Source organism: Paenibacillus taichungensis (assembly GCF_013359905.1).
Classification (GTDB): Bacteria; Bacillota; Bacilli; order Paenibacillales; family Paenibacillaceae; genus Paenibacillus; species Paenibacillus taichungensis.
This window is the reverse complement of sequence record NZ_JABMCC010000104.1, coordinates 31225-43539: the sequence shown is the minus strand read 5'-3', so window position 1 is coordinate 43539 and position 12315 is coordinate 31225. Positions and strand designations below refer to the sequence as shown.

Below are 12315 nucleotides of genomic sequence, written 5' to 3'. Positions count from 1 at the left end.
TTCAATGTCGAATAACATCGATTAATTGTGTTAACAATTAGAGTATGAGTTGTCGGCAAATGAATTAAGAAAAAAGTGTGACGTGGAATTGGATGAATTTGAGATGTTTTATGTAAAAATGCTTGTATCGTACAATTCAACAATGTTATGATGGAAGTTAGGGAATTCACAATTGTTCACTTATTTTGTGGTTATAAACGGGATACCCGGTTGAATCCGGCTAATAATCATCCCATTCTGTCTGTTCAGATGCTTGCTGGCCTGTAAGGCATTACATTTACAAGTCGGAGGGCATCATGCAACGCACGTGGTATCATCGATATGGATTATAAACCAATTCTTTTCTGAATAGACATCAAGGGCATTATTTGCCAGGCTATGTCGAAATTCCACACACAGCAACAGTCTTTTCTATTACAGAAGGGCTCACGTATTCCGGAATGAAGAAAAGGGAATAAAAGCGCGGAGGGAACCATGATGAGCAAATTTATCGTCCGCGGTGGCAAAAGGTTGACCGGAAGTGTCAAAGTTAGCGGCGCTAAAAATTCTGTTCTTCCGATCATCGCTGCCTCTCTCTTAGGGGAAGAAGGACAAAGCGTTATTATTGACGCTCCTCCTCTAGACGATGTGATGACGATTAACAAGGTGTTGGAATCGCTAGGAGCGGGTGTTACATACCGGGACGAAGTGATTACCGTAAATGCGGAGAAACTTACTTCCTGTGAGGCACCGTATGAATGGGTAAGTAAAATGCGGGCGTCATTTCTGGTCATGGGGCCATTGTTGACGCGTATGGGTCATACAAGAATTTCGCTTCCTGGTGGATGTGCCATCGGTACACGGCCTATTGATCAGCATTTGAAAGGTTTTGAAGCCATGGGCGCTGAGATCAGCTTGGGCCAAGGCTATATAGAAGCTCGCAGCCAAGGACGGTTGCGTGGCGCGAAAATTTATCTGGATGTGGCTTCCGTAGGTGCCACTCAAAATATTATGATGGCTGCAACATTGGCTGAAGGTGTAACTGTTCTGGAGAACGCGGCAAAAGAACCAGAAATCGTGGATCTTGCCAACTTCCTGAATGGAATGGGTGCAAAAGTACGAGGTGCCGGAACAGGAGTCATCCGCATCGAAGGTGTGGAGAAACTGTCTGGCGTGAAGCATACCGTCATTCCTGACCGGGTTGAAGCAGGTACCTATATGGCTGCTGCTGCAATTTCCGGTGGTGATGTGTATATCGAAGGTGCGATTTCAGACCACTTGGGTTCTGTTATTGCAAAGCTGGAAGAAATGGGTGTAACCATTCATCCTGACGAGAATGGCGTTCGTGTCATTGCAGATCGTCCGCTCAAGGCTGTGGATGTGAAAACATTACCATACCCAGGTTTTCCTACCGATATGCAATCCCAAATGATGGCCCTTTTGCTTGCGTCTGAAGGAACTTCTGTTGTAACAGAGACTGTTTTTGAAAATCGCTTCATGCATGTGGATGAATTCCAGTTGATGAATGCGGAGATCAAAGTTGAAGGACGTTCGTCCATCATCACGGGCAATGCCAAGCTGAAGGGTGCCAAAGTAACAGCTACCGATTTGCGTGCGGGTGCCGCACTTATTATCGCGGGTCTTGTTGCTGAAGGTACAACGGAAGTGGGCGGTGTTCATCACATCGACCGTGGCTACGTACATCTCGCTGAGAAGCTTAACGGACTTGGAGCCGATATTTATCGTATTTCGGTTGAAGAGCCTAAGCTGGATGCAGTTAAAGCTTCGAATGAAAAAGTCGGGGAAGAAGTACCACTGTTCAAAGTACAACCGACCTGGGCATAACATCGAATTAGACAAATAGGCGTTGCTCTCTAGTATGAATCATACATCATTGTAAATTGCGGAGACGAGAGCATGCGTACTGTCATTTAAATTCAGATCAAAAGCTAAGCCATCTGGCTTGGCTTTTTTTGTGTTCAATAATCAACTGAATCAGTACCTGATTCTATTAATAGCTGGTCTTAACTTATATAGCATAACATCGTATTCTGTACCAATTCTGAACAAATGAAAGAGCATGCTTTTTGAGGAACGGATGGTACCTTATGGAACCGGATTCCGCGACAGATCAATGTTTTTTAATAATACATAGCAGAATTAAGTTGGAAATCGCCACATATGGAATGCCTTCGTTTCTCTTAAATCAGGTTCTATCAGATCCACGCAGCTCATACCCTAAACTATGGATTTGAACAAAAGGACCGGCGCTTGTCCGGCCATGGACAACGGAGGGTTATATCAAAATGAAAGAAGCTCGTGTGCAGGTTAAGGTACCTCTTGTCCCTCGTCCACTAGTGAAGGAGCCAGAAGAAATTGCTGGTTTCGGTGTGGAAAAAGACAAGCTTGCTTCAACGAACATCAGAACTGTTCCAGATGAGCCCATAACAACATCTCCTAGAGGGGCTGCCACCAAACAGGAGTCAGCTCAACACACTACGGCACGTATACACATACCTGTCATTGAATTAGACCAGTTTCGCCGTGTAAAGCGCCGCCGAATGCGTACGTTCGGCCGAGGCCGCAGATGGGGCAAGAACAACACTCGTTGGCAACCAGCGGCGGCTGTATCGGCAGTACTGGCGCTTGCGCTGTTGATCCCCGCCATTCTGGTCTGGCCGCGGACGGATGATCCTGTTAAACCGATCCCTGTCCCACCTGGTACAGGCAGTGTAACGACTCCAGCACCTTCTCCGGCTGTACCCGTTACCTACCCTGAACCCCAAGTAAGAGTATACCTGTCTGCAACCGGTACAACGATAAATCTCCCGCTTGAAGATTATGTTACCGGAGTAGTCGCTGCCGAGATGCCAGCGGAGTTCAGATTGGAAGCTCTGAAGGCACAGGCCATTGCTGCAAGGACATTTATTGTGAGAAGACTGGCAGCCAACGATACAAGCGGTGTACCTTCAGGAGAAGCGGATGTAACGGATACTGTGAGTCATCAGGTGTTTATACCACCAGAACAAGTAAAAGCAGACTGGACACGTCTGGGGAAAGCGAAAGAATGGGAGAAGCTGCAGCAGGCTGTCCGCGAAAGCAAAGATTCCGTCATGACATATCAAGGCAAGGCAATTACTGCATCCTTTTTCTCCACAAGTAATGGGTATACGGAGAATGCTGAGGATGTCTGGGGCAACCCAGTACCTTATTTGCAAAGTGTAGCGAGTCCGTGGGATAAAAATCTGGCTCCCGGCTTTGAAGAAACCATCACCATGAAGCGCAGTGAGATTCTCCAAAAGTTGAATCTGGGTGCAAATGCTATCCCTGTGAGTGCGCAGCAAAGCGGTGGCTGGATGGAAGTATTGTCTACAACGCAAGGCCATCGCATCAAGGTGATGCAGATTGCAGGTAAAACGTTTAGCGGGCCGGAAGTTCGAAAGCTGCTTGGGCTTCGATCCAGCCAGTTCAGCTGGAAGACCGATGGAGACGAGGTTCAAATTACAACGTATGGATACGGTCATGGAGTCGGCATGAGCCAATGGGGAGCCAACGGCATGGCACAGGAGGGTCACACCGCAACCCAGATTCTCAAACACTACTACACCGGCATCTCCTTCGGACAGGCATCCAAGATGCTGGCATCGAAGTAGAAACACTGGAATGAATGGATAAAGATAAAACCAGCAGTTGAACAGTGATTTGTGCAGGTTCCCCATCTTCTCTGTTGGAGAGTTAAAGAATCAGAGTCACCTTGTGGACGTGAAATGCCGCAATAGCGTCGATCAGGTTCGTTAGAAGTTTTACTGTCATAAGACATGATGATATGTTATTTTCCAGAAAACTGTCCTTCTGCTAATAAAGCGCACAGTATTGTTAGAAAGGTATCTGGTAGTATTATAGTGCTCCCGAATTGTTTGCGTTAGAAATAATTATTAGAGCGGCCTCTTCGTCCCTGTGCTTTCTCTTCTCGCTACTCTAGCGGAGCAATCTAACGAATCCCAGACGTCTTATATCGCCTAATATAGCTAATCTCATCCTACCTAATAATCACGTTAAATTGATTTCATCAACTCACTTCATAGAAGGAATGGCTTATTACAGCCAATCCAGGTTTCTCTACCAACCACCCCTTCCGGGCTTTCAAGACTTGGCTATATATGCGGAGTGTGCGAGCGTATGGAGAGCGCAGGGGACAGAAAAGGCCTGTAGAAACGAAGTGTCCGCCTTTACTCCCGGATTTCACCTTTAAAGAAGGTGATAGAAGAAATCTGGGAGTAACAGCCGGTCGAAAGGTTTTCTGGCCCCGAAGCGGTGCACGTACTAACACTCATCTCAGCATATATAGCACTCTTTGAAAGCTCCGTGAAAATAATTAGAGTCGCGCGTGTATAAAAGAGTTGCACCCGGTAACACTTGTTACTGAGGTGATTAAGATGAATGAACAAAACAAAAAATCAGTCCAAGAAGAAACTCCTAAAACAACTCAAGGAGTACCGGCTAGCCAGCCCTCTTCATGGAAAAGAGCAATGTCCAAACGTTGGGTCTTCCCGGCAACCTACATCGCAGCAGCAGGCATTATACTAACCTTAGTGTGGGTCTATCAGGGCACAGGCGACAAAACGCTGAACTCGGACCCTGCTAACGGGGTAGTAGAAACAGGCGCATCGGCGGGTACAGATGAAACAGCGGTTAACGGAGAACAGGAAAGTGTGGAAGTTGTTGCAAAGTCGGAGAATTTTGTATGGCCAGTAGCGGTTCCGTCAGAAATTTCGGTAGTAAAACCTTTCTATGACAACGAAGCTTCAAGTGAGGAACATGAAGCAGCGATGGTGCAGTACAATGACACATTTATTCCGAACACGGGTGTAGATCTGGCACGTGGGGATAACAAAACGTTCGAAGTCAAAGCAGCACTCGGCGGAAAAGTTACCCGGGTTGAACAAAACCCGCTGACAGGTCAAGTTGTGGAAATCACGCACAGTGATAACCTCAAAACCGTATACCAAAGCCTGGCTGACGTCAAAGTGAAACAGGATGATGAAGTGAAGCAAGGAGATGCAATTGCATCGGCTGGCGTTAATGAACTGGAAAAAACGCTGGGCAACCACCTTCACTTTGAAGTTTACGAAGACGGACAACCGGTTAACCCGCAAGGATATCTTCCGGAAAAATAAATGATTTTTACCGCAGCGACATGATGGGCAGAGGGATTTCTCCTCTGCTCTTTTTGTGCTTTTCAGAAAATAATGGGACCTTCGAAGCTTGTCACACCTTTAAACCGCGAATATATAGGCATGCTCCTCATATAATGTACCAAACTATCCACACAGTAGGGAGGCGGGAGCGTGCACGATTACATCAAGGAACGGACCATAAAAATTGGTCGCTGCATTGTTGAGACGAGGAATACGGTCCGTACCATAGCCAAGGAATTCGGCGTGTCAAAGAGTACTGTGCATAAGGATCTGACGGAGCGTCTGCCGGAAATCAACCCTGATCTTGCTGACCAGGTGAAACACATTCTGGAGTATCATAAGTCCATCCGTCATTTGCGGGGCGGTGAAGCGACCAAAATTAAATACAAAAAAACAAGCGGTAAAAAACGCGAGGTGTTGGCTTCCGCTAAATCGTAGGGACCTGCGGAAAGACGTAGGCCAAAAAGCTCACACATGCATTGAATCCCTCCCCTGAAGTATGATATGTTAAAAGCTGGTACAGGATCGAATTATGACATCTTATCAGCCCGATTTTTACATATATATGTTGCACTTTGTCGAACGAGCGGTGACGTGATAAGGGACTCTTTTTCACAGGATACGCTGACCAAATAATATCACTTTGGGGGCTCTTTTATGTTTAGCAAGGATATCGGTATTGATCTTGGCACGGCGAACGTGCTTATTCACGTGAAAGGAAGTGGGGTTGTCCTCGATGAACCTTCCGTCGTGACCATTGAAAGCGATACGAAGCGGGTCCTTGCTGTTGGGGAAGAAGCGCGTCGTATGGTGGGGCGTACTCCAGGTAACATTGTTGCCATTAGACCGCTGCGTGACGGTGTTATTGCGGACTTCGAGATTACGGAAGCAATGCTTAGACATTTCATTAATCGTGTGGGGGCAAGAAGCTGGTACAGCCACCCGCGTATTCTGATCTGTGCACCAACCAACATTACTTCCGTGGAGCAGAAGGCTATCCGTGAAGCTGCTGAGCGCAGCGGTGCCAAAGAAGTATTTCTGGAAGAAGAGCCGAAAGCGGCAGCGATCGGTGCGGGAATGGATATTTTTCAGCCGAGCGGCAATATGGTCGTGGATATCGGCGGCGGAACGACTGACGTTGCAGTCCTGTCTATGGGCGACGTAGTCACCGCCTCTTCTATTAAAGTCGCAGGGGACAAGTTCGACGAAGCGATTATCAAGTTTATCAAAGCCAAATACAAACTCATGATCGGTGAACGTACAGCCGAAGATCTCAAAATTGCGATTGGTTCCGTACATCCGGGCGGACGTCAAACGGAAATGGACATTCGCGGTCGGGATATGGTATCCGGGTTGCCTGTTACCGTAACGGTGTCGGGGAATGAAGTGCAAGAGGCGCTATGGGATTCCGTGCAATCCATCATCGTTGCAGCCAAGTCGGTATTGGAGCGGACGCCACCGGAATTGTCAGCGGACATTATTGACCGAGGTGTCGTGCTGACAGGAGGAGGCGCTTTGCTGAACGGACTGGACGAACTGTTGTCCAATGAATTGCATGTACCGGTATGGGTTGCAGAGGATCCGATGCATTGTGTCGTGAAGGGGACAGGCATTATGCTGAATAATTTGGATCAAGTGGTTAAGAAAAAGTTCTAATCTGCCGATATAAAAAGCAAAGGTTCGCACAAGCTCGGGAAGCAGAACGGACAAGCAGCCATCCTGTAATGAAGGACAAGCGCTTGAGGAGAGGGGTTAATACATGTTAAGAGGTCTGTACACCGCTACCGCGGGAATGATAACGCAACAACGCCGCCATGACACCGCAACACAGAATATCGTAAATATGAACACAACGGGATATAAACAAGTGAACAGCGTAAGCCGTTCTTTCCCGGAAATGCTCATTACTTTGGTAGGCGGAGACGCTAATCTTCCGACAAAGCGGCTGGGCAAGCTGAACACGGGTGTGTTCGCGGAAGAAAGTTTGTCCATGAATTTGCAGGGAGCCATTATGGAAAGTGGGCAAAAGAGTGATTTTGCCATTTCGTCCAATCTGGCCGTGAATGATCCACAGACAGGACAACCTGTCCCGTTTGACGGTTCGGGCAAATTTGTACGAGCTGATGGCACGGTAACTTACCAACCTCAGGCGTATTTTACAGTACAGGATGCAGAAGGTAACACAAGATATACACGTGATGGGCACTTCGAGGTTACAGGAACCGGACAGCTGCTCAGCTCAACAGGTTCACAAGTTCTGGATAATAATGGACAACCTGTTGTGTTGACAGGCTCGGTAGACCAATTTAAAGTGGATGAGCAAGGTCGTCTTGTTAATGCAGAGACGGGTGCGCCCACAGGTGTTACATTGGGAATCAGTGTCATCGATCAACCCAACCAACTGGTACGTCAAGGCGATGGTAATTTCAGCCTGAATGATCAGAATGGAGCAACGGCCCGGATGATGGCTGCCGGTGATAATGTGCAGATCCGTCAGGGCTACCTGGAAGGTTCGAATGTAGATGCATCACAGGCAACTGTAGATATGAACGCAGCATTCCGTGCTTATGAAGCGAACCAGAAAGTCGTGCAATTCTACGACCGTAGTCTGGATAAAGCCGTCAATGAAGTTGGGCGTGTATAACGCCAACGTATAATATAGCCGCGTAGCGGAGAGCCAAACGCCCTTTGCGAAGCAAAGCGGAAAGGCTCACGCGAAGCGCAGAGCCAACGCAGCCGAGCCTATGCGAGGATTGCGCAGCATTATCCTAAGCGTAGCGACGGTCTCGACAGTCCTTTGCGAAGCAAAGCAAGGAGAGACCACGCGGAGCGTAAAGCCAAAACGCAACCGAGCCTATGCGAGGATTGCGCAGCATTACCCCAAGCGTAGCGACGGTCTCGACAGTACTTTGCGAAGCAAAGCAGGGAGAGACCACGCGGAGCGTAAAGCCAAAACGCAACCGAGCTTATGCGAGGATTGCGCAGCATTATCCTAAGCGCAGCGATGGTCTCGAGAGTCCTTTGCGGAGCAAAGCAAGGAGAGACCACGCGGAGCTACTCGTCGCACAAAGAGCGTGCCCAACTAATATTTAGCCATGTGAAACTATGGCGTAAATATTAGTTGGGCAGTCGCGGCGCACATACACCACCGTCGCTTAGCAAGATCATACCCCACGCACCCACTCCGCCTGTTTCGGGAGTCCAGAGGGCAGCGCCATCTGGGGCCCTCCCTACCAGGGAGGGTTTGGGAGGGTAGAACCAGGGAGGGTAACCACCGAATGAATAATTCCATGATTAGTGCAATGGTCTCCATGACCGGAATACAGCAGCGTCTGGATGTCATTTCCGATAATATTGCCAACGTAAATACGGCAGGCTATAAGAGTAAGCAAGCAGCCTTTGAAGATGTACTGACACGTGTGCAGCAGCAACCGGACAAGTACAAGCTGGATGGACGCTCCACCCCGATGGGATACAACCTCGGGTTTGGCGTACGTTTGGCTGATGTGACAAAGGATATGACTCAAGGTACACTCAATGAGACAGGCAATCCTACCGATCTGGCAATTGAAGGAAATGCAATGTTTGCAGTTGAAGCAAATGGTGAGAAAATGTGGACGCGTCAGGGTGCATTCCATTTTGTCCCTGATACAAGACCCAAAACGAATCCCAATGCGCCAGACATGATGGTATTGGTCAATGGCGAAGGCCACTTTGCATTGGATCGTCAAGGTAATCGCATTACGGCACCGAATAACAGCAAGGTTGCATTTGATGAAAAAGGCAATCTGTTGATCCGTCGTGGCAATGAAGCCAATGCAACGATTGGAGCCCAATTGCAACTCGTTGATATCGAGCGCCCGGAAGGGCTTGTGCAGTATGCGGATAACCTGTTTGGTCTGGATGCGGGTCTGACCGAGGATGATGTATTTGGAGCTAATGCAGCTACACGTGAAGCGACAGCCATGATCCGTGCAGGCTACATTGAACAATCCAACGTGGATTTGACACAAGAGATGGCTTTGCTGATGCAAGGACAGCGGACTTACCAACTGGCGGCACGCGCACTGACATCCAGTGATTCAATGTCGGGTCTTGCCAACAATATGAGAGCATAAAAGGTGAATGTGATGACAGATACACAGCAGCAGAACAGCAAGCCGGATAAGACGAAAGTCAAGAAGAAGAAGAGTGGATGGCGCATCGCAAGATGGTTTTTGGTTCCGGTCCTGCTTGTTCTTGCCCTCGCTGGCGGATTGGTGGCTGGCTACGTGGTACTGGGCAAACAGGATATCGGTTCCGTATTGCAGTGGAGTACATGGGAACATGTATATGATTTGGTATTCGCTCCGTAGATGAACGATATATGCGAAAACTCCTGCGCAGGCAGGAGTTTTCTTTTTGGCGTTGAAAACAGTATAATGATGGATGACGTTTGACGTCAAAAGAGGCCTCCCCTGCGAAAGACATTCGTCATCGCGAAGAGAGACCCCTTATCTCAACCTTCACTACTGCAGTCATGAAGGATATAACTAGTGTTAACTGAAAATATGCTTTTCATACAAATTAAATGAAAACCACATTTATATGAGGTGCATTATCATAATGTTTGTTTCACCACCGGCGTAGTGGAGGGGACGGAATCGATCCTGAAGAAGCAAAGCGCTCGCCTTTGTCTCCAAATTTTAACCTTTCTAATATTGCATCTAGAAAATTTGGAGACAACAGCGATCAGAAGGACGATCCGTAACCGTAACGTTCAACACGCTGGTAGTAGGCAATACATTATGTTGGGGATGACCCTCGTATAAATGACCCTGAGAGGAGATTACACTGTGCTCGATATCAAACAGATCCAAGAAATTATTCCGCACCGTCCCCCGTTTCTGCTGGTGGACAAGATTGTAGAATTAGAGGATGGCAAACGTGCCGTTGGTTTGAAAAATGTAACCATTAATGAACCGTTCTTCATTGGTCATTTTCCAGAGTATCCGGTAATGCCGGGTGTGTTGATTACAGAAGCACTGGCACAGGTCGGTGCAGTAGCCATTCTTAATTTGGAAGGCAACAAAGGCAAAATTGGCTTTTTGGCGGGACTGGACAATTTCCGATTCCGTGGACAAGTTGTGCCTGGAGATACATTGATGCTGGAAGTGGAGATTACACGTCTCAAAGGTTCAATTGGTAAAGGCAAAGCTACAGCCAGAGTAGGCGACAAAGTGGTAGCTGAAGGCGAGATCATGTTCGCACTGTCTGACCCAAGCTAATGATTGTATCGTTCAGCATTTAATTGAATTTTATATAGAAGGAAGGGGTTTGCAGGAATGGAACAGTTAAGCGCAACAGCAGCACAAACATTGCAGCAGTGGTTGGAGGATGCTTCGATTGATGAAGCGACGAAACAGGAGCTTCGTGATTTGCAGGATCAGCCGAAAGAGCTGGAGGATCGTTTTTACAGAAATCTGGAGTTTGGTACAGGTGGATTGCGTGGTGTGATCGGAGCGGGAAGCAACCGGATGAACCGTTATACCGTGGGTCGTGCAACGCAAGGGTTTGCCCGTTATTTGCTGGAGCAGCATGGCGACAAAGAAGGTAAACCTTCTGTTGTGATCGCGCATGATTCCCGTCATTTCTCACCTGAGTTCACACTGGATGCTGCCTTGGTTCTGGCTGGAAATGGCATTGTGGCTAAGTTGTTTACTTCCCTGCGTCCAACGCCTCAGCTTTCCTTCAGTGTACGTCATCTGCAAGCAACCGGCGGTATTGTGGTGACAGCGAGCCATAATCCTCCTGAATACAATGGCTACAAAGTGTACAACCACGAGGGTGGCCAACTGGTACCGCACGAAGCGGAGAAAGTCATTCAATACATTCAGGAAGTGCCTTCCCTCGCGGATGTGAAAAAGCTGACGCAGGAAGAAGCCGAAGCTCAAGGGTTGCTCGTATGGCTTGGGGAAGAGGAAGATCAGGCGTTCGTTGATACCGTTGCGAGCGTAAGTCTAAGTCGTGACCTGATTCAATCCGGCGTCGGCCGTGATTTCAAAATCGTCTTCACTCCACTGCACGGAACAGGTAATGTGCCTGTACGTCGTGTATTGGAACAGATCGGCTTCGAGCAGGTTCACATTGTGGCAGAACAAGAACAGCCTGATGCTGAATTTTCCACAGTAAAATCCCCTAACCCGGAAGAGCGCGAAGCATTTACGCTTGCAATGAAGCTGGGTGAATCCGTGGGTGCGGACATTCTGATTGGTACAGATCCGGATGCAGACCGCATGGGTGCGGTAGTGAAAGACAAGGATGGCAAGTATTTTGTACTGTCGGGTAACCAATCCGGAGCCATCATGGTGCATTATGTGTTGAGCCGCTTGCAAGAGACAGGTAAACTGCCGAAAAATAGCGCGGTTATCAAAACGATTGTTACAAGCGAGATGGGAGCGGTCATTGCCGAGCATTACGGTGCAGAAGTGATGAACACCCTGACAGGCTTTAAATATATCGGTGAAAAAATGAACCAGTTCGAAGCAACCGGCAGTCATACGTTCTTGTTCGGTTATGAGGAGAGCTACGGCTACCTGGCAGGCAGTTACGCACGTGACAAGGATGCAGTCCTGGCTGCAATGCTAATTGCTGAAGCAGCTGCTTATTATAAAAACCAAGGCAAAACGCTCTATGATGTCCTGCAAGAGCTGTACAGCCAATTCGGATACTTCCTCGAGAAGCTGGAGTCCCGTACGCTGAAAGGCAAGGATGGCGTAGCTCAAATTCAGGCGAAAATGACCGACTGGCGTTCTAATCCGCCACAAGAAGTAGCCGGCATCGCTGTACAAGATGTGCTAGATTACTCCCTTGGCTTGGATGGCTTGCCGAAAGAGAACGTTCTGAAATTTATTTTGGCAGACGGATCCTGGTTCTGCCTGCGTCCTTCGGGAACAGAACCGAAGATCAAAGTATACTTCGCTGTGCGCGGAGAGAACCTGGAAGACGCGGAAAGCCGTATTGAGCGTTTGGCTACTACGGTGATGACGCGTGTAGACGCACAATAAATATGAATGCAGTACTGAGCAAGAACATGAGAAAGCCTCTCCGCACCGTAAGGTTGGTTGGCGGAGGGGCTTTTCTTTTAGGTAAAAAGGGT

Annotated in this window: 10 protein-coding genes; all 10 read left to right on the top strand. The window is 48.1% G+C overall.

Going from position 1 to position 12315, the window contains the following annotated elements:
• The first annotated feature begins 477 nt into the window (after positions 1 to 477).
• The 10 genes from murA (at position 478) to HP548_RS08495 (ending at position 12223) form a co-directional block, all read left to right on the top strand.
• On the top strand, positions 478 to 1824 hold the full coding sequence (gene murA, locus HP548_RS08540) for a UDP-N-acetylglucosamine 1-carboxyvinyltransferase (RefSeq protein WP_083678749.1): 1347 nt from the start codon (positions 478 to 480) through the stop codon (positions 1822 to 1824).
• 461 nt (positions 1825 to 2285) lie between these two features.
• Positions 2286 to 3632 carry a stage II sporulation protein D gene (spoIID, locus tag HP548_RS08535; RefSeq protein WP_175381405.1) on the top strand — a complete coding sequence of 449 codons (1347 nt, stop codon included), beginning with the start codon at positions 2286 to 2288 and terminating at the stop codon, positions 3630 to 3632.
• Between the two features lie 783 nt (positions 3633 to 4415).
• Positions 4416 to 5156 (top strand): M23 family metallopeptidase, encoded by a 741-nt coding sequence (locus tag HP548_RS08530; protein ID WP_175381404.1) that lies wholly within the window; start codon positions 4416 to 4418, stop codon positions 5154 to 5156.
• 171 nt (positions 5157 to 5327) lie between these two features.
• The gene (spoIIID, locus tag HP548_RS08525; protein ID WP_024632710.1) at positions 5328 to 5615 is read left to right on the top strand and encodes a sporulation transcriptional regulator SpoIIID; all 288 of its coding nucleotides are present in this window, start codon (positions 5328 to 5330) and stop codon (positions 5613 to 5615) included.
• Between the two features lie 219 nt (positions 5616 to 5834).
• The gene (gene mreB / locus HP548_RS08520) at positions 5835 to 6833 is read left to right on the top strand and encodes a rod shape-determining protein (protein WP_076287598.1); all 999 of its coding nucleotides are present in this window, start codon (positions 5835 to 5837) and stop codon (positions 6831 to 6833) included.
• Positions 6834 to 6936: 103 nt separating this feature from the next.
• Positions 6937 to 7821 (top strand): flagellar hook-basal body protein, encoded by an 885-nt coding sequence (locus tag HP548_RS08515; RefSeq protein ID WP_064641898.1) that lies wholly within the window; start codon positions 6937 to 6939, stop codon positions 7819 to 7821.
• A gap of 634 nt (positions 7822 to 8455) precedes the next feature.
• Positions 8456 to 9295, top strand: coding sequence for a flagellar hook-basal body protein (locus HP548_RS08510; RefSeq protein ID WP_076287600.1), 840 nt, complete (start codon positions 8456 to 8458; stop codon positions 9293 to 9295).
• A 12-nt stretch (positions 9296 to 9307) separates the two neighbouring features.
• A complete protein-coding gene (locus tag HP548_RS08505) occupies positions 9308 to 9532 on the top strand; it encodes a DNA-directed RNA polymerase subunit beta (protein ID WP_024632706.1) in 225 nt (74 codons plus the stop codon).
• A gap of 480 nt (positions 9533 to 10012) precedes the next feature.
• Positions 10013 to 10444 (top strand): 3-hydroxyacyl-ACP dehydratase FabZ, encoded by a 432-nt coding sequence (fabZ, locus tag HP548_RS08500; RefSeq protein WP_024632705.1) that lies wholly within the window; start codon positions 10013 to 10015, stop codon positions 10442 to 10444.
• A gap of 57 nt (positions 10445 to 10501) precedes the next feature.
• Entirely contained in the window at positions 10502 to 12223 is a 1722-nt protein-coding gene (locus HP548_RS08495) for a phospho-sugar mutase (protein ID WP_175381403.1), read from the top strand.
• The last annotated feature ends 92 nt before the right edge of the window (positions 12224 to 12315 follow it).